15 protein-coding genes are annotated in these 18401 nt (G+C 34.0%); 4 read left to right on the forward strand and 11 right to left on the reverse strand.

Annotated elements, in window-relative coordinates; all coding sequences use genetic code 11:
• Position 1: 1 nt before the first annotated feature.
• From DNJ73_RS01260 to mnmE, 4 genes are all read right to left on the reverse strand, one after another.
• Positions 2-1117, reverse strand: coding sequence for a pyridoxal phosphate-dependent aminotransferase (locus DNJ73_RS01260; protein WP_158465907.1), 1116 nt, complete (start codon positions 1115-1117; stop codon positions 2-4).
• Positions 1117-2940 carry an arginine--tRNA ligase gene (argS, locus tag DNJ73_RS01265; RefSeq protein WP_158465908.1) on the reverse strand — a complete coding sequence of 608 codons (1824 nt, stop codon included), beginning with the start codon at positions 2938-2940 and terminating at the stop codon, positions 1117-1119. Before argS ends, DNJ73_RS01260 begins: the two co-directional genes overlap by 1 nt.
• A gap of 77 nt (positions 2941-3017) precedes the next feature.
• On the reverse strand, positions 3018-3881 hold the full coding sequence (gene nadC / locus DNJ73_RS01270; RefSeq protein ID WP_158465909.1) for a carboxylating nicotinate-nucleotide diphosphorylase: 864 nt from the start codon (positions 3879-3881) through the stop codon (positions 3018-3020).
• Between the two features lie 307 nt (positions 3882-4188).
• Positions 4189-5583, reverse strand: a complete 1395-nt coding sequence (mnmE, locus tag DNJ73_RS01275) for a tRNA uridine-5-carboxymethylaminomethyl(34) synthesis GTPase MnmE (protein ID WP_158465910.1) — start codon at positions 5581-5583, stop codon at positions 4189-4191.
• Positions 5584-5655: 72 nt separating this feature from the next.
• Here mnmE and DNJ73_RS01280 point away from each other — a divergent pair, with 72 nt between their 5' ends.
• Positions 5656-6111: a DUF2062 domain-containing protein gene (locus tag DNJ73_RS01280; RefSeq protein WP_158465911.1), complete on the forward strand. Its 456-nt coding sequence runs from the start codon at positions 5656-5658 to the stop codon at positions 6109-6111.
• 93 nt (positions 6112-6204) lie between these two features.
• Here the strand turns inward: DNJ73_RS01280 and DNJ73_RS01285 are convergent, their stop codons facing one another.
• Entirely contained in the window at positions 6205-8541 is a 2337-nt protein-coding gene (locus DNJ73_RS01285; protein ID WP_158465912.1) for a RelA/SpoT family protein, read from the reverse strand.
• A gap of 54 nt (positions 8542-8595) precedes the next feature.
• Here DNJ73_RS01285 and DNJ73_RS01290 point away from each other — a divergent pair, with 54 nt between their 5' ends.
• Positions 8596-10200, forward strand: a complete 1605-nt coding sequence (locus DNJ73_RS01290; RefSeq protein WP_158465913.1) for an ABC transporter ATP-binding protein — start codon at positions 8596-8598, stop codon at positions 10198-10200.
• 2 nt (positions 10201-10202) lie between these two features.
• Here DNJ73_RS01290 and DNJ73_RS01295 read toward each other — a convergent pair whose 3' ends face one another.
• Positions 10203-11165: an RluA family pseudouridine synthase gene (locus DNJ73_RS01295; protein ID WP_158465914.1), complete on the reverse strand. Its 963-nt coding sequence runs from the start codon at positions 11163-11165 to the stop codon at positions 10203-10205.
• Positions 11165-12028, reverse strand: coding sequence for a ribosome biogenesis GTPase YlqF (gene ylqF, locus DNJ73_RS01300; protein ID WP_158465915.1), 864 nt, complete (start codon positions 12026-12028; stop codon positions 11165-11167). The genes DNJ73_RS01295 and ylqF overlap by 1 nt, the downstream gene beginning before the upstream one ends.
• Positions 12029-12507: 479 nt before the next feature.
• Here ylqF and DNJ73_RS01305 point away from each other — a divergent pair, with 479 nt between their 5' ends.
• Positions 12508-13713, forward strand: coding sequence for a phosphoglycerate kinase (locus DNJ73_RS01305; protein WP_158465916.1), 1206 nt, complete (start codon positions 12508-12510; stop codon positions 13711-13713).
• Between the two features lie 38 nt (positions 13714-13751).
• On the opposite strand, the gene DNJ73_RS01310 is transcribed toward DNJ73_RS01305, so the two are convergent.
• The gene (locus tag DNJ73_RS01310; RefSeq protein ID WP_257473275.1) at positions 13752-14390 is read right to left on the reverse strand and encodes a hypothetical protein; all 639 of its coding nucleotides are present in this window, start codon (positions 14388-14390) and stop codon (positions 13752-13754) included.
• A 136-nt stretch (positions 14391-14526) separates the two neighbouring features.
• On the opposite strand from DNJ73_RS01310, the gene murG reads away from it, so the two are divergent.
• Complete coding sequence (gene murG / locus DNJ73_RS01315; RefSeq protein ID WP_158465918.1) at positions 14527-15585, forward strand: undecaprenyldiphospho-muramoylpentapeptide beta-N-acetylglucosaminyltransferase; 1059 nt, start codon at positions 14527-14529, stop codon at positions 15583-15585.
• Here the strand turns inward: murG and DNJ73_RS01320 are convergent.
• From DNJ73_RS01320 to DNJ73_RS01330, 3 genes are all read right to left on the reverse strand, one after another.
• Complete coding sequence (locus DNJ73_RS01320; RefSeq protein ID WP_158465919.1) at positions 15578-16660, reverse strand: pyridoxal phosphate-dependent aminotransferase; 1083 nt, start codon at positions 16658-16660, stop codon at positions 15578-15580. The two genes, murG and DNJ73_RS01320, sit on opposite strands and share 8 nt — an antisense overlap.
• 61 nt (positions 16661-16721) lie before the next feature.
• Positions 16722-17879 carry a quinone-dependent dihydroorotate dehydrogenase gene (locus tag DNJ73_RS01325; RefSeq protein ID WP_158465920.1) on the reverse strand — a complete coding sequence of 386 codons (1158 nt, stop codon included), beginning with the start codon at positions 17877-17879 and terminating at the stop codon, positions 16722-16724.
• Positions 17866-18351, reverse strand: a complete 486-nt coding sequence (locus DNJ73_RS01330) for a ribonuclease H (RefSeq protein WP_158465921.1) — start codon at positions 18349-18351, stop codon at positions 17866-17868. Before DNJ73_RS01330 ends, DNJ73_RS01325 begins: the two co-directional genes overlap by 14 nt.
• Positions 18352-18401: the final 50 nt, after the last annotated feature.

The raw sequence follows: 18401 nt of genomic DNA on the forward strand, positions 1-18401 counted from the left end.
TTTATACTTTATCGATAACCTTAAAAACTGACCAGAACCTTTTCATTTGATCAATAGTTCCAATACTTACTCTGATAGAACCTTTTAGATCTTTCTTTTTATCCATATTCCTAATTAGAATCCCAGATAACTTTAATTTTTGCTCAACATATTCTGGTTCTGATTTTGGCCAAAGTAGAAAATAGTTTCCTCCATCTATATGATATTTGACGCGAAATTTCTCAAATGTTTTTTTCAACCAATTACGTGCATTAAGTACTTTATTCACATAAGAATCAATATACGATGGGTCGTTAAGTGCTGCAAAAGCAGCTATTACAGCAAAGCTATTGACGTCATAAGGACCAGTGACACTTTTAACTATATTAATTACTGTAGAATTACCTATAGCAAAACCAATTCTTAATCCTGCTAAACCAGCAGTTTTAGATAGAGATCTAAGTACCAAAAGATTAGGTATTTCTTGAAAATTTACAAATGGTAAAACACTATCACCTGTAAAAGCTTCGTATAGCTCATCGACAACAATAAGTGTTTGAGATGACAGTTTTGTGATCTCTATAATTTTTTCTGGACTTAATCTTGTACCAGTTGGATTATTTGGATTACATATTAATAAAATTTTAGGACTCTTCTGAATGATTAATTTGCAAATCTGATTAAAGGGGTACTGAAAATCTTGATCCTCATAGGGTACTGAGATGATTTTCATTCCTCGCATTTGTGCACAAGGCGTGTAATATCCAAAAGTTGGCGATGTTGTTAACATTAAATCATTAATGTTGCCATATGCATGAAACACAGCATTTATTGCTGCATCAACTCCATTAAAAATACCTACCTCAGATGAGTTTAAATTTACGCTTGGGTTTTGTTTGATTAGATTGTCTATTAATTTTTCTTTTAAACCCGAATACTCTGGATAAATAGAGATTTCATCTCTTGTTATTTTTCTAAGGGATTCAATTACAAGTGGGCTAGGTCCAATTGTGTTTTCATTAAAGTCTAATCTTAGTAGATTTCGTCGTCCTTCTAGTGGTGCTGAATAAGGGTTTAAAGCCTTTATCTCTTCCCTAGGATTAGGCATATCCAAAAAAGAACTGTTTGTATTGTTCATTACATTCTCTCTAGGGTGGGGATACCTAACAAACTCATCCCGAGTTTAATTGTGTCTGCAGTGATTGAACATAAAGCAAGTCTACTAGTCCTTGATGGTTCACTTGCTTTTAAAATTGGAATTTGATCATAGAATCTATTAAATGTTTGACTTAATTCAAATAAATATCCACATAAACGATTAGGAAGCAGTTCTTTTTCGACTTCTGCAATTACACAATCAAGTTCCAATAGCTTACGAACTAAGACCCATTCTTGGGGTTCATTAAATTGAATATTCTTACTTGATACGTTTAAATCCCCTCCTTTGCGTGAAATCCCAGCTATTCGAACTAATGCATAAAGTAAATATGGAGCTGTATTACCTTGTAAAGAAAGCATTTTGTCAAAACTAAATTGGTAATTAGAAACTCTATTTTGGCTTAGGTCTGCATACTTTATAGCTGCAATACCAACAGTAGTAGAAACTTGATTTATAAAACTTTCATTCTCGGATCTATTTTCAGTTTTGAGACGATCTGTAAGATCCTCTTTTGCTCGTTGAATTGCTTCATCGAGAAGGTCTACTAATCTAATTGTTTCTCCTGAACGAGTTTTTAATTTTTTACCATCTTCTCCTTGAACAAGACCAAAAGGTACGTGCTCTACTTGACAATCTTTAGGAATCCAATTTGCAAGGTTTGCAATTTGAAAGACTCCAAAGAAATGTGATGCTTGGCCGGCATCTGTGACATAAATCAATCGGAATGCTCCATCTCCATCTGGGGATTTAGTTAATCTATATTTAATTGCGGCAAGATCAGTTGTTGCATAATTAAAACCTCCGTCACTTTTCTGAATAATTATTGGTTGTGGCTTGCCGTCTTTTCCAACTAAGCCATCAAGAAAAATACATTTAGCTCCTTGATCATTTATGAGTAAATTCTTGCTTTTCAACTCATTTATAACATCTACTAAAAATTTGTTATAAAAAGATTCGCCTCTTTCAGTCAACTTGATATCAAGTCGATCATAGATCTTTTGAAATTCTTTTCTGGATTGATTACATAGTAACTGCCATGCAGTTAAACTTTCTTGATCACCTGCTTGTAAGTTAACAACTTCATTTCTAGATTGATTTTGAAAGATTTGATCCTCATCAAATCTTTTTTTTGCTTGACGATAAAAATTTACGAGATCGCTAATTTCTACTACATCTTTTGTATGGAGCGCTTCTGGGACAACCTCTTTCAGGTGAGTAATAAGCATGCCAAATTGTGTACCCCAATCTCCTACATGATTGATTCGTAAGACTTCGTAACCGCAGAATTCAAGAACTCGTGCGAGAGAATCTCCAATAATTGTTGATCGTAAATGCCCAACATGCATCTCTTTAGCAATATTTGGACTAGAAAAATCAACAATCACGCGATTGTTTTTTTGTTCTTCTTTTTCTTTTGCAGTTTGGAAGTCTTTTAGAGGTACGCCCAATCTTTTATCATTTAAACGAATATAAATTTCCGATATAAGTGTTTTTGTATTTATAGACAAGTTTATAAAACCTGGTCCAGCAATCATTGGTGTATTACATATTTTCAAGAAATCATTATCCTTTTGTAGTTGACTAACTATTTGTTGTGCAATCTGACGAGGGGGTTGTTTAATTTCTTTCGCTAGTGCTAAAGCACAATTTATTTGAAAATCTCCAAACTCTGGCTTGGATGCAGGAACTAGTAAGGCACTTGTAAGTATTGAAGTAGCTTTGGGACTTCGATCTTCTTTTGGAAAAACTTGAACTAAAGCCCTATTTAGTGCTTCTTCTAATTTGGTGGATATTTCAAGCATAACGTTTATGATTAGGAAGGTTCATTTAAAGTTTTTTGATCTTTTTGAAGTGGAATTAAAACTATTTATTCATTGTTTTAATTAAAGCGCATACTGAAATCTATCCATTTACTTTTAGTGATTGGTGCACTTGTTGAGATTAGATCAATACCTGTAGAAATATAGTCTGATAAATTGTTTGGATTAATCCCAGAAACTTCAATCACAATATTTTGTGAGACGTATTTGGAGTTATTATTTTTTGAAAGTTGACGTAATTCTGGAACTAGTTTTGCAATAGTTTGAATAGACATCTCATCAAGTAAAACCCCATCAGCTCCTGCTTCTACAGCTTCTCTAGCTTGGCTAGGGGTTTCTGCCTCAACTATGATTTTTTTTGTCCATGGAATAGTTTTTTTTAAGACTTTGATACTCTCAGCAATCCCCTTAGACCATTCAATATGATTTTCTTTCAACATGGCTGCATCATATAATCCAAGTCTATGATTAATTCCACCACCACAAAGAAAAGCATATTTTTCGAATATCCTGATTCCTGGAGTCGTTTTGCGGGTATCTGCTAATTTTATATTAGAGCCAGAGAGTTTATTTACTAGTAAGGCAGTAGATGTAGCAATACCAGAAAGATGCATCGCTAAGTTAAGTGTTACTCGCTCACCAGCTACTAAGGATGATGAAGGCCCTTTTAATTCTAAGAGTCTTTGATTCTTTTCAAATTTTTGACCATCCTCTATTAATAGTTGAATATCAACTTTGGGATCAATTTTTTGGAATATAAGTTTGATAATATCTCCTCCACAAAATGTTCCACATTCTTTCGCAATCCAATGGGCTGATGAACTTCTAGTGTTAAGGATAAATCTAGTTAGATCTCCATCACCAAGATCTTCCTCAATCCAGGCATCTAATATTCTTAGTAGATTTGGTGAGCGAAGGTCCACAATTCATCTATTACATTTATTACTATACCAACGTCAAAACCATTTTATATAAAACATCTTCCAATACATTTGTATTTTCTCTATTTATCTTTTCTTGAATCACTATTTAAGCTAATAGAAGTTTTTAATCTTTTTTCTTTGTTATGTATTAATTATATGCTTTAATTGAGTATATTCTCGATTATTCGGATCTAGTGGACGTTGTTCATAGTGTGAATATTATGGTTGCGATATTAATAGTAGGCGTTTGCTATTATTTATACTATATTTTTACAATTGACAATAACCAGTAAGTAAAAAATATTTTTTACTTACCAATACAGAATTTTGAAAAGATATTATCAAGTAAGCTTTCTGTTAAATCGTCCCCTGTTAGTTCTCCTAGATGATTGATAGCTTGTCGTAAATCGATTGTCCAAAAATCCCAAGGTAGTTTTTCATCAAAAACTTTATCAATATTTTCTAGGGATTTTATTGTTGACTTTGCAAGATCTAGCTGTCTTTCATTTAGTGCTATATCCAATCCATGAGTTTGAGAAGAACCACATAATTTTAGTAGACAATTAATTAGATCCTCCTCTCCGTCACCTGTTTTTGCACTTATTATTACTAGATTTTCTTTTTTTATAGTATTTATTGTATCCTTTTTGGAGGAAGAAAGATTATTTAAATCTGATTTATTTCCAACAATTAATAGTGGAATACTTGTTGGGATTTGTTTTAGTATTGACTCATCCTCGTTAGTCCATCCGGTTGAACAATCAAAGATTAATACAATGAGATCAGTTTGTTTTAAAGCTTCTTGAGTCCTAGAAATACCTATATTTTCGATGATATCTTTTGTTTCTCTTATACCCGCAGTATCAATAAAAGTTACTGGTATACCCTCTAATACAATCTCACTTTCCAAAAGATCTCTGGTGGTTCCAGGTAAGTCTGTAACAATAGCTTTTTCTTTTTTTGTAAGCCTATTCATTAAGGAGCTTTTCCCTACATTAGGCTTTCCTATTAGAGCAACTTTGAGGCCAGAGCGAATCAATGTTCCTCTCTTAGCATTATCTATGAGTTTGTTTAGATCTTTTTTAATTGCGAAAATTTCATTTTTTATATTTTCTTCTTCTAACTTTGGAAGATCTTCCTCAAAATCAATCCTTGCTTCAATTTCAGTTAGTTGATCCAGCAGACGATGCCTTATCGATTGAACCGTAGTTTGAATATTTCCTTCAATTCCATTCATGGCAAGTTCTGCTGCTTTTTTACTCCTCGCGGAAACTAGTTCACTAATTGATTCTGCTTGAGTAAGGCTTAAACGACCATTGATCACGGCTCTTTGACTAAACTCACCTGGCTCAGCTCTTCGAACATTTGGATTATCTAATATTCTTTCAAGGATCTTTTGGACTGCAATGATTCCACCATGGCAATGAATTTCCACTATATCTTCGCCCGTAAAGCTTCTCGGTCCTTTCATAATTAGGATTAAAACTTCATCTATATATTTTTTTTGATTTGCTTCCGTTACATGTCCGTAAAGTACTTTGTGACTACTCCAATGGTGCATTCCGGGTACATGAACAACACTTTTACTAATCTCGATTGCGGAGGAGCCAGAGATCCGAATAGCAGCAATACTTCCTTGGCCGGGAGAGACGGCGGTTGCAATTGCCGCAATGGTATCTTCTGTAGGGGAAAACGAATTCATTAATCAATAGTTACGCAATCTTCACTAAGATCTAATGTAGTTTTCCTTTTTATAAACAAGATTTTTGAAAATATGAGAAAAATCTTCCTCAATTTAATAAAAAGAATCCGTAAATTTATCTCTTGGCTTTGGAATCAGGAAGGTTCTCCCTCTCAGCGAGCATTAGGTTTTGGTGTGGGAATTTTTAGCGGTTGCTTTCCATTCTTTGGTTTGCAAACTTTGATGGGTGTATTTTTAGCAAAAATTCTTAAGGGCAATACTATCTTGGCTGCTGTGGGAACTTGGATTAGCAACCCATTTACCTATTTACCTCTTTACTATTTTAATTTTAGAATAGGTTCATTACTATTTAATAGTGATAAAGAAGTAGTTGATTATAGCCTTATAACTAATAATAACTTATGGTCTCAAAGTTGGTATTTAAGTTCGCGACTCATAATTGGTTCGATTTGTGTGGGTCTTGTGACTGGAATTATTGGTGGGCTTTGCTTGTATCTTCCACTTAAGAAACTTTCAAATACAATTTAAAATTATTAATTTTTTAGAAAGAGTTTAATGAGTAATTTGTGTCTTCGATTCATTATTTGTTTTTTGTTTATGATAGTAGGATTAGCTAGAAAATTAACTTATACCTGTTCTTGCAATATCTAAAACATCAACCATTGAACGTATTTGATTCATAGTAATTTCTAGTTGGTTAACGCTTTCTAACTCAATTCTTAGATCTATACATGCTGGTTTGCCATATGAAGTTTTAACTCTTGCATCGATTACATTGATACCTCTATCAGAGAGCCTCATTAGTATGTCTTTAAGAACTCCTACTCTATCAATAACCTCAATTCTTAATTGAATAGGAAATTTTTCTTCTTTCATGCGTACATTATTATTCCAATGCACTGATAATTTTCTATTACTTGGTATTGACTCTACATTGACACAATTAGTTCGATGTATAGTTATACCATGATTACCAAGTGCAACAGTTCCAATAATTGGTTCTCCTGGTAAAGGGCTGCAACACCCTCCAAGTCGATAGTCAAGCCCTTCTAAGCCAATAATTGGTGAATATTTGGTTTGTGATGTTTTGGATTTATTTGAGGCAAGATTTGATTGTATTCCAATTTGGTTTGCTAGCTCAAGATTACTTACTTCTGGCTCAGGTAGCTGACTTTGTATTTTAATTTCTTCTCTAAATCTATTAATGACTTGATTTAAGGTTAAGGCTCCAAATCCTAGTGCAGCCAATAAATCTTCAGTAGTCTTAAGATTACATCTTTCAGCAACTTTAGATATTGCTTCACCTTTAAGTAAATTATCAATTCCTTTACGACCAAATTCCTGTTCTAGGAGTTCTTTCCCTCTCAATATTGTTTCCTGACGATGACTTTTTTTATACCATTGTCTAATGCGATTTCTAGCCGTGGGTGTGGCCACATAGTTTAACCAATCTAGGCTGGGATGAGAGCTTTTATGAGTAAGGATTTCAACAAAATCTCCATTTTCAAGCGGTGTTGATAGTACACATAGTCGATCATTAATCCTAGCACCATTGCAATGATTCCCTACTTCAGAGTGAATACGATAAGCAAAATCGATCGCTGTTGATCCATTCCTTAATCCTAAAACATCTCCTTTTGGAGTAAAAACAAATACCTCCTCATCAAATAAATCCTCTTTGATTGATGCAAGATAGTCATTATGATCATTGACTCCATCTTCTTGTTGCCATTCAACTAATTGGCGTAACCAATTAAATTTTTCTGAATCAGGATTAGCAGGAGAACCTCCTTCTTTATACTTCCAATGAGCTGCTATTCCAAATTCTGACACTCGATGCATTTCAGGAGTTCTAATTTGTACCTCAATAGGCCTGTGCCTACCGATTACAGCTGTGTGTAGTGATTGGTAGCCATTTGGCTTTGGGAGGCCTATATAATCTTTGAAACGCCCAGGTATTGGCCTGAATGTGTCATGGACAACAGCAAGTGCTCGGTAACATGTTTCGACATCTGAGACATGTATTCTAAGAGCAGCAACATCAAAAATCTCATGAAATTCTTTTTGTTGCCTTTGCATTTTGCTCCAAATTCCATATAGATGTTTTGGTCGACCACTAACTTCACATTGATTCAGCCCTGCCGAGTTCAAACGATCTTTTAGCAATTGAACTGTTGTATTTAATCTTTCTTCTCTTTCACTGCGTTTACTAGCTATTTGTTGTTGAATTTCTCTATAGGGTTCTGGCTCTAAAAGCTTAAATGCTAAGTCCTCTAGTTCCCATTTAAAACGTCCTATTCCTAATCGGTTTGCAAGTGGAGCATAAATTTCTCTTGTTTCTTTAGCTATTCGATGTTGCTTTTCTTTCGGTAGGAAACTAATAGTACGCATATTGTGAAGCCTATCTGCGAGCTTTACTAATACAACTCGAATATCGCTAGCCATAGCTAAAAACATTTTACGTAAGTTTTCTGCTTGAGCTTCTGTTCGATTATTAAAATGGATTCCGCCTAATTTAGTAACACCTTCAACTAAATATCTAACTTCACTGCCAAAATATCCTTCGAGTTGTTCTGGTGTTATGTCTGTATCTTCGACGACGTCATGTAAAAAACCTGCTGCGATCACACTAGCGCTTGCACCTATCTCTCTTAGTAAGTCTGCTACTGCAACAGGATGAGTTATGTAGGGCTCACCACTTTTTCTGTATTGTCCTCTATGTAATTGGAATGCAAGATCAAAAGCAGCAACTAATAATGCTTCAGAATCTCTTGGACAACTTACTCCTATTCCTGGTGGAATATTTGCAATGCAATCTTTTAACCATTCTGGCAAAATAATCTCATAATCATCAATATGCTGAATCAGATGAGTTCTGAGTTGTGGCTGGCCATCAAAATATTCATCACAGACAATATTTGCCTGGCTTGAATTGCGTGCAGAGGTGACTTTAGGCATCAGCACCGGCTATTAATTTATTTTATTCAAACTGAACATTTCTAGCTACCTTTTATGAAAAATTCACTAAAAGAGGTTTTAAAGATAAATAAACTAAATGCTATTTATCCAAATAACTCTAACTATGTATTGAACGGATTAGATTTGAGTATAAATTGTGGAGATAGGCTTGCATTAGTTGGTAGTTCAGGATGCGGTAAAAGTACTGTTGCGAAGGCAGTAATGCAGCTTCTTCCGAAAGGAAGTACTTGTCATGGTGAGATTTTATTGAATGGAAAAAATGTTTTAAAGTTAGAAAATTTATCTTTGCAAGCTATCCGAGGGAAAGAGGTTGGTTTGATATTTCAGGATCCAATGTCTCGTTTAAATCCATTAATGACTGTTGGTGATCATTTAGTAGATACTTTTAGAGCTCATGATAAGTTTGCATCAAAAAATGGTTTAGTAAAAAGAGCTAAAAGCTTATTAGAAAAAGTTGGAATTGATCCTTTACGATTTAATTCTTTTCCACATGAATTTAGTGGAGGTATGCAACAACGTGTAGCAATTTGCTTGGCAATAGCTTTAAGACCATCATTGATAATCGCGGATGAACCAACAACTAGTTTGGATAAGATAATTGCTAATCAAATCATGAGTGAATTGATTTCATTGTGTGATGAGATTGGGACAGCTTTACTATTAATTAGTCACGATTTATCTATGGCATATAAGTGGTGCAATAAAATTGCCATACTTGATCGTGGCCAAATAATAGAATCTGGGAATATTAAAGAAATAGTCTGTAATCCAAAAACTAATATCGCTAAAAGATTAGTTTATTCAGGTAGGATTCTAGAGGGTTCAGAGAGAGAAATAATCTACAAAAAAACTGAATTGTTGAAAGTAAATAGATTACGTTGTTGGCATAATGTTGGCTTTTGGCCTTTTAATTCCTTTTGGCTCAAAGCTGTTAATGAAGTTTCCTTCTCTCTTTATCGAGGTGAAACTCTAGGTATTGTAGGTCCATCAGGATGTGGCAAAAGTACTCTATGTAGAGCTTTAGTTGGTTTATTACCTACAAGAGGAGGAAGTATCACATTTCTTGGGAAGGATATTTCCACTATCCATAGAAAAGGTTTAAAGGAATTGCGTAAATATATTCAAATTATTTTTCAAGATCCTTGTGCATGCCTGAATCCAAAGATGTCAATAATTGATGCAATTGTTGATCCAATTCTTATCCATAATTTATTAAATAAATCTCAAGCAAGAGAAAAAGCTCGTAATCTTTTAATGCTTGTTGGCTTAACCCCCACAGAATCATATGAAAGACGCTTACCTTTTCAACTTTCAGGCGGTCAACAGCAAAGAGTTGTTATTGCAAGAGCACTTGCACTTAATCCCAAAATACTGATATGTGATGAAAGTGTAAGTATGTTAGATTTAGAAATACAAGCAGAAGTTTTAGAGTTACTCCGCTCATTACAAGAAAAATTAAAATTATCTTTGTTATTCATAACTCATGATTTATCATTAGCAGCAGGCTTTTGTCACAGAGTATTAGTTTTTGATAAGGGAAAAATTATTGAAGAAAATTCGGGTAGAAACATGTTAGATCATCCTCAAAAACATCTAACAAAAAAGATGGTTGAGGCTTCTCCTAGGTTGCCGAAATAGTATTATTTTTTTGCTTGCAATACTTTTAAAAGACGTTCAAAATCTTTAGGTATTGGCGCTATGAATTTCATTTTCTTTAATGTTATTGGATGTACTAAGCCTAATTCAATTGCATGTAATGCTTGACCACTTAGATTAATAGGTAATCTTTTACATCTACTATAAGTTTGATCTCCAATAATAGGATGACCTATATGAGCACTATGCACGCGAATTTGATGTGTTCGACCTGTATCTAGTTTAAATTTAAGTAAAGAAAAATTTCCTAAATTTTCAATTAATTTCCAATGAGTGCAGGCAAATCTACCATTTTTATCATCTACAACAGCATACTTTTTTCTATCTTTTGGATGTCGACCAATACATCCGACAATCATACCTTCATTGTCTTTAATAGCTCCATGTACAACAGCTATATAATTTCTGGAAGCAACCCTTTTTTGTATCTGAATCTGTAGTTTAACCAGGGCCTCTTGAGTTTTTGCTACTACGATGCATCCAGTGGTGTCTTTATCTAATCTATGAACTATCCCAGGTCTTAATTTACCTCCAATGCCAGGTAAATTTGGACAATGATTGATTAATCCATTGACTAAAGTTCCTGATTTATTTCCTGGAGCAGGATGAACTGCTATTCCTGCTTCTTTATTAATGACTATCAAATGATCATCTTCATATAAAACATCTAAATCAATTGCCTCTGGCTTTAAGTAAGGAAGAGGCTCAGGAGGTGGGACCCATAGTTGAATTATGTCACCTGGCCTAACAGGCGTTTTTGCTTTTCCAGTTTTACCATTGACTTTTGCAAACCCTGCTTCGATGAATTTTTGAATATGTGCTCTACTTTGTTCGGATCTTTGAGAAACTAACCATCTGTCAAGTCGCATAGGTAAGGGCTTCTTGTATTCACATTCAAATAATTCACCTTGGCCTTGACCAAATTCTTGTTTTAGTTCTTTATCCATTAGGGAAGTTCAAGAGAGATATTACCCAATAGATTTTTACGAAAATCATCAAGTAATCTTTGAGACATTCTGAGAGTATCTCCAGAAGTGTGGCGTTCTGCTGCTGAAAGTAGCCATGAAGATTTATCTTTAATGCTTTTATTTAAATATATGCCATATCTATTTTGTATACACGTTGATTGGATTCCAGCTCCTTTGTTTTCTTCTAATTTCTCGAGAAGACTAAGAAACTTAATGGCTACCTGTTCAGTATCGTATGCCGCTTGACCAATATCATCACAGATGGCCAGTTTTAAAGCGGCATTTTGATCTTCCAATCTAGGTGGTAAAACACCAGGAGCATCCAAGAGATCTAGGTCTTGACCTAATCTCACCCATCTCAAACTTCTTGTGACCCCAGCTTTTCTTGAACTAGAAACAACTTTTTTTTTAACTAGCCTGTTAATCAGAGCAGATTTACCAACATTTGGGAAACCAAGAGTTAGTACTCTGATAGCCCGATTTTTCATCCCTCGGTTGAGACGTCTTTGATTTAACTCTTGCCCAGCACGAATAGCTGCCTGCTTAAGTTGATGAATTCCTGTCCCAGCTTTTGCATCACACCACCATGGGACTTTCCCATCTGCTCTTAATTTTTTATCCCATGCTTGATGAGCATAGATATTAATCATGTCCTTTCTATTAATTACTAATATTTGTTTTTTACCTCTTAACCATTTTTGGAGATAAGGATGAGATGTGGCAAGGGGTATGCGTGCATCCCTTACTTCAAAAACAAGATCAACTTTATTAAGATGCTCTTTTAATTGTTTTTCTGCTTTAGCAATATGTCCTGGATACCATTGTATTAGTTGCTTGTTCACGAAATTTAAAAAGAATTAGGTTGAAATTGATGAATTTTAGAATTAAAAAATTAAGTTACTGTTTTATCGTTGTTGTCTGGTTTTATAAAGTCTAAGTTAAAAATATCATCTCAAAAGATTTAGTAAATTGATAATATTACTTTAATTACTTAAAACATTCTGATCTAAGTAGTAACTTAGTGATTAATTTTGATTAGTTAGATTACAATAGTTGATAAACTGCTTTTTGCAAACTATTTTTCGATTTATATTTTGGCATCATTTTCGTTTTCTAAAGCTGCTTTCCAAGTTTTTTTTAGCTTGTGACTGCAGTCGTTTTAGAGGAATATAATTATTCTAAATTTTGAGAAATAATTTCCAAAATGCCTTTTTTAAGTTATGTAAGGGTTAGGTAGATTTTTTCTGTGTCTTAGTAATTACCCAATTAGTGCCTGCCAAGAGCTATGGTCACTCAGTTTCCATTCTGAACCCCATCCATTATGTCTAAGCGTTCCCTGTCAAGTCTCGGCGCTGAAGACTTATGCGGCAAACGTGTTTTGGTGAGAGTTGATTTTAATGTCCCATTAGGAGATGACGGTCAAATAACTGATGACACAAGAATTCGTGCTGCTTTACCCACCATTAATGACCTTCTTGAGAAGAGTTCAAGAGTTATCCTTTCAGCACATTTTGGGAGACCAAAAGGAGAGGTCAATGAAAAAATGCGTTTAACTGCTGTTGCGCAAAGACTTAGTGAATTGCTTGGTAAAACAGTTGTAAAAACAGAAAGTTGTATTGGAGAGGATGCAAAGTCAAAAGTAGAGGCTATGTCCAATGGTGATGTTGTTCTTTTAGAAAATGTTCGATTTATTTCTGGCGAAGAAAAAAACGATCCAGAGTTTGCAAAGGGATTAGCTTCTTTGGCTGAAGTTTATGTAAATGATGCTTTTGGTGCTGCCCATCGTGCTCATGCCTCAACTGAGGGAGTTACAAAGTTCTTGAGTCCTTGTGTAGCTGGCTATTTGATGGAAAAAGAATTGAAGTACCTTCAAGGAGCTATAGATCAACCTAAAAGGCCCTTGGCTGCAATAGTTGGAGGTTCAAAGGTTAGTAGTAAAATAGGTGTTTTGGAATCTTTAATTGATAAATGCGATAAAATAATTGTTGGGGGAGGTATGATTTTTACTTTTTATAAAGCCAGAGGATTATCTGTAGGTAATAGTCTTGTTGAGGAAGATAAGCTTGAACTTGCTAGTTCTTTGGAAGCAAAAGCGAAAGCTAAAGGGGTTGAGTTCCTCTTGCCAAGCGATGTTGTTTTGGCTGACAAATTTTCTCCTGATGCAAATAGTAAAGTTTCGAAAGTAGATGCTATTAGCGAAGGTTGGATGGGATTAGATATTGGTTCAGAATCTGTTGAGCTTTTTCAAAGTGCTTTAAAAAGTTGCAAAACTGTTATTTGGAATGGACCGATGGGTGTCTTTGAATTTGAGAAATTTGCTACGGGTACAAATGCTATAGCAAATACTTTGGCTGAATTAAGTGCAGAAGGATGTTGCACAATTATTGGAGGTGGAGACTCAGTAGCAGCAGTGGAAAAAGCAGGTTTAGCTAAAAATATGTCTCATATTTCCACTGGTGGTGGAGCTAGCCTAGAGCTTTTGGAAGGGAAAGCTCTTCCTGGAGTATTAGCTTTAGATGATGCTTGATAATCTCAAACTTAGCTTTTTAACAATTAAAGTAGATTTTATAAACCTACTTTAATTGTCTTTGTAAGTGAATATATACCTTTTGGATGAGTAATGATTGCTGAAATAGTTTGAAAACCAGGTATTAAAGGTGCTTGTACATACTTAAATAAACCACCTGAAAGATTTGGTTTAATACCAAATTTCTCTTTTGAAATTTTTAGATCCTCTCTATTTTTTAGGACTACCATTCCACTTGCAATTAAAGAATTATCTAAAGGTTTTTCAACAATTAAATTAACTTCATATCTTTCGCCAGTTTGAACTTCATTTGGAGCAATTATTTTTACAATTAATGGGGAACCTTCAGTATTAAGAATTGATTCTTCATTGATAACTTTATAACTTTTTATTTTATTTTTAAAAGTTTCTATTTTAACAGTCTGTTTTGAATGAAGGTTATAAATTTGGTTGCCGATATCTCTTTTAGATTTAATTTGTATATTTAAATATATTTTGTTTGGATGATTACTTATTGTTGTAATTTTCCATTTAGAATCTTTATAGTCTTTTCTATATTCTAGATAATGGTTTTCAAAATCTAAGAATGAATTTTTTAGAAAAAAGGTTTTTAGTAAATTATATTTTTTTTGGTTGAGAATTTCCTCTAATTTATTACCTAACTTCTGATTATTCATATTAGCGCTTAAAGCAGAATTGATTGATAGAGGACATAGCAATAAAAAACTTATTAATTTGACTATCAGAGAATGTCGCACGTCTACCTTTTTTACTCAATATAACTTAGCCTCCACGCATAAGTTTGTTTCATTTATGCCTCGCCTCTTAATTGCTGCAAGTGGAACTGGTGGGCATATTTACCCTGCATTGTCTTTGGCTGAATCAATTTCAAACTCTTGGGAAATTGTTTGGCTAGGTGTTCCTAACAGACTAGAGATTGAACTAGTTCCGAAAAAATATCAATTAATAACACTACAAGTTGGAGGATTGCAAGGAAGTATTTTTAGAAAACTTGTTGAATTTTTCAAATTGCTTTTTGCTTCGATTCAGGTTGCTATCTTATTACGTCAAAAAAAAATTAATGTTATTTTTACCACTGGTGGATATATATCAGCTCCTAGTATTCTTGGTGCAAAATTAACTGGAACCCCGATTTTATTGCATGAATCTAATGCGATTCCTGGTAAGGTAACTAGGTTATTAGGTAGATTTTGTGATCATTTAGCGCTAGGGATACCAACAACAGCTGATTATTTGGCTGGGTGTAAAACTAGTTTTACTGGAACACCTGTAAGGTCAGAATTTTTTTTAGACCAGCCTCTTCCTAGTTGGGTCCCCAAAGGTGAAGGAGTCTTGATTGTGGTTATGGGTGGTAGTCAAGGCGCAAAAAAATTGAATGGCATGGTTAGGAGTCTATTACCATGGTTACTTGAAAAAGGTTGTCGGATCGTTCATCTAACTGGTAAAAACGATTGTTTTTATAGAAATTTAGGGAACATCAAAGCTCACACTAATTTTGTTTTCAGAAACTTCAGCGATGAAATGCCGGCCTTATTGAGTAATGCTGATCTTGCAATAAGTAGAGCAGGGGCTGGTGCCATTTGTGAGCTAATTATTACTAAGACACCTTCGGTTTTAATACCTTTCCCTCAATCTGCTGATCAACACCAAGAGCTAAATGCTGCTTATATGGCTCAATTGGGAGGCGCTGTAATAGTTCACCAGCATAATCCAGAAGAACATATATTGAGGAATACAATATCTAACTTATTAGATTCAAATTCTCTCGCAGAAATGAAATTCAATATGAATAAAAATAATTTTTTAAAACCAGAAGAGAAGATAATAGAAATAATTAAATCAATTAGTTAATATAGTCTTTTAATGTGTTAATTATTTGAATATTTTGCTTTCTTTTCTGAAGACTTATTCTGAACCAATTTTCTCCTAAGTTATTAAAAGACCTGCAGTCTCTTAATAATATACCTCTCTTTTTCAAATTCTTAAGAAGACTTAGAACGGAATTTTTACTTTTTATTAATTGAAAATTTGTAGTTGATGGGAGAGGGCTCAGAGAAGAAAACTTCAGCAGACTTTGATTTAACCAATTTCCTTCTTCTTCAACCCATCTATGTATTTTATTTAATCTTTTTTTATGTATTTTTGAATCTTTCATTATCATATTAGTTGCATTAATTGCTAGAATATTGACTGGCCATGGATCTCTTACCTTACACCATTCTAATAATCTATCTGCGTTAGTTATTGCATATCCAATTCTTAATCCAGCAATGCCAAAAAGCTTAGTTAAACTCCTTATCACAATTAGGTTCTTATGGCTTTTAGTTAAATCAATAATAGATTGATTTTCACCTCCGGGTACAATAGAAATAAATGCTTCATCGCAAATTACAAGTTGATAATTAGCTAATAAATTTTCTATTGAAGAACGACTCCATAATTGTCCTGTCGGATTGTGAGGATTGGTTATCCATAAGACATTTGTTTTGGGTTTGATTGGAAATGATTGAGGCTTTTTATCACTCCAATATAACGGTAATGGACTTTCGATATAAGGAGCATTCCAACATTTTAAAGCTCTTTTATAGTCACCAAAACCAGGAGAGGGTAGAGAACTTATTCCTTTTAAACTTGCCTCTCTGGCTGCCCAAGTGAATAATTCAGAGGCTCCATTACCAGGTAAAATCATTTCTGGGTCAATATTATGCCATGTTGAAATAGCATTTTTGACTTCAAAATAACTTCTATCGGGATAAAATTTTAAAAAACCATTTTTTATACTTTGATTTAAATAGTTAGTTAATTTTTTAGGTAATTTAAATGGAGCAATTGATGCACTTGCATCAATTATAGTTTTTGAATTTAGGCCTAATTCTCTTGCTACTTTATCTACATTACCTCCATGAATATCAAAATCTATTTTCATTAGATTTAAGACAATATTATAAAGCTTAAAATATGATCATTGATTGATGCTCTCTTATATTTTATTTCCATGGTTCTTTTGAACCGATTACCTCTTTAATGTTTCTGAATCCGTGTTTCTTCATTTGTGAGGTTAATCCATCTAAAATATCGGGTACTAAAGTTGGGCCCTCAAATATCCAACCAGTATAAATTTGAATCAGAGAAGCTCCAGCCGCAATTCTTTCCCATGCTGATCTTGCTGAATTTATCCCACCTACCCCTATTAAAGGTAAATCATTATTAGTACTTCTTCGTAGTCTACTAATCACTTCCATTCCTCTTTTTTGTAGGGGTAGTCCACTTAATCCCCCACTCTCTTGCTCCAAAGTATTTCCAGTTTTAATTTTCAGGTTTTTTAAATCAAATCGATCTAAACTGGTATTTATTGCAATGATGCCATCTATTCCGTTGTCTTTAGAAACTTTTGCGATTTCATCAATCGCTTCATTTGAAAGATCTGGGGCAATTTTGATAAGTAAAGGAGGGCAATTGGATATGTCTTTAAGTGTTCTTGCTAACTTTGTTATTTGTTTTGTTCCTTGTAATGAACGCAGGCCAGGGGTATTGGGCGAACTAACATTGATTACTGCATAGTCTGATAGAGGAGCTAATAATTCAAGTGACAAAGCATAGTCTTTAGGAGCTTCATCGAGAGGCGTGATTTTTGATTTTCCTAAATTTATTCCTAAGACACAAGGTCTATTCCCTGGGGTATCAATTTTTTGTTTTTCTATAGTTTTTAAAAATTTCTCTGCTCCTTCATTATTAAAGCCCATTCGATTTAAGGCTGCTTTCTCTTTGGCAATTCTAAAAAGTCTGGGTTTTGGATTGCCTTGCTGTGCATGCCAAGTGATAGTTCCTAATTCAGCGAAGCCAAATCCAAAATAACTCCAAAGTCCAGCCCCTACTCCATTTTTGTCAAATCCAGCAGCCAGTCCTAAAGGATTTTTAAAGTTAGAACCAAAAATAGTTTGATTTAAGGTTGTGTTATTTCTTTGAAAATCACTTGATGCTCTTGAAAGGATATTAGAAATAATTGGCATATTTCTATTTAATGATGCATATTTGATTGCATTCAGGGCCGAATTAGAAAGTATTTCGGCATCAATCCCATCATCTTGAGAAAGAAGCTGACCAAGGAGAATATTGTATAAGTCGGTTTTTTTATTTTTTAACAAAATCTTTTAATTGTATTTTTCGACCTTTAGAAAAAGCTACTGCAATAGCATCAACTCTATCATTATCCTTTTCACCACTATGCCCTTTGACATATTCAAATTTGATTTTTGGCAGTTCAGGTTGGTCAAGAGCTTTCCATAAATCTTGATTGAGAACTGTTTTTCCAGATGAAGTTTTCCAGCCTTTCTTTTTCCAATTTGGCATCCATTTTTCCATTCCATCAATTAGGTATTTGCTATCAGTTTTAATAGTTAAAGAAGGATGAAATTGTATCTTTTTTAATTTTTCTAGAACAAATAATGCGGCTTTTAATTCCATACGATTATTTGTTGTCTCGGGATCGTAACCTCCAAATTCAATTTCACTCCCATCTTCGAATCTAATTAATGCTCCCCAGCCACCTGGACCAGGATTACCGCTACATGCTCCATCAGTTGCTGCTGCGATAGCAAATTTTTCTTTTTTAGACATAAAAAAATCGGTCTATTTAGACCGATTTCATATAAGCAGATAAAAGGTGT

The sequence above is a fragment of the Prochlorococcus marinus XMU1408 genome (assembly GCF_003208055.1).
GTDB classification, from domain to species: domain Bacteria; phylum Cyanobacteriota; class Cyanobacteriia; order PCC-6307; family Cyanobiaceae; genus Prochlorococcus_B; species Prochlorococcus_B marinus_A.

What these genes read in the sequence shown, in the direction of transcription:
- DNJ73_RS01260 (WP_158465907.1), bottom strand. Translation starts at nt 1,117, where the DNA reads ATGAACAATACAAACAGTTCTTTTTTGGATATGCCTAATCCTAGGGAA.
- DNJ73_RS01280 (WP_158465911.1), top strand. Translation starts at nt 5,656, where the DNA reads ATGAGAAAAATCTTCCTCAATTTAATAAAAAGAATCCGTAAATTTATC.
- DNJ73_RS01290 (WP_158465913.1), top strand. Translation starts at nt 8,596, where the DNA reads ATGAAAAATTCACTAAAAGAGGTTTTAAAGATAAATAAACTAAATGCT.
- argS (WP_158465908.1), bottom strand. Translation starts at nt 2,940, where the DNA reads ATGCTTGAAATATCCACCAAATTAGAAGAAGCACTAAATAGGGCTTTA.
- DNJ73_RS01310 (WP_257473275.1), bottom strand. Translation starts at nt 14,390, where the DNA reads ATGAATAATCAGAAGTTAGGTAATAAATTAGAGGAAATTCTCAACCAA.
- DNJ73_RS01320 (WP_158465919.1), bottom strand. Translation starts at nt 16,660, where the DNA reads ATGAAAATAGATTTTGATATTCATGGAGGTAATGTAGATAAAGTAGCA.
- DNJ73_RS01295 (WP_158465914.1), bottom strand. Translation starts at nt 11,165, where the DNA reads ATGGATAAAGAACTAAAACAAGAATTTGGTCAAGGCCAAGGTGAATTA.
- DNJ73_RS01330 (WP_158465921.1), bottom strand. Translation starts at nt 18,351, where the DNA reads ATGTCTAAAAAAGAAAAATTTGCTATCGCAGCAGCAACTGATGGAGCA.
- mnmE (WP_158465910.1), bottom strand. Translation starts at nt 5,583, where the DNA reads ATGAATTCGTTTTCCCCTACAGAAGATACCATTGCGGCAATTGCAACC.
- murG (WP_158465918.1), top strand. Translation starts at nt 14,527, where the DNA reads ATGCCTCGCCTCTTAATTGCTGCAAGTGGAACTGGTGGGCATATTTAC.
- DNJ73_RS01285 (WP_158465912.1), bottom strand. Translation starts at nt 8,541, where the DNA reads ATGCCTAAAGTCACCTCTGCACGCAATTCAAGCCAGGCAAATATTGTC.
- DNJ73_RS01305 (WP_158465916.1), top strand. Translation starts at nt 12,508, where the DNA reads ATGTCTAAGCGTTCCCTGTCAAGTCTCGGCGCTGAAGACTTATGCGGC.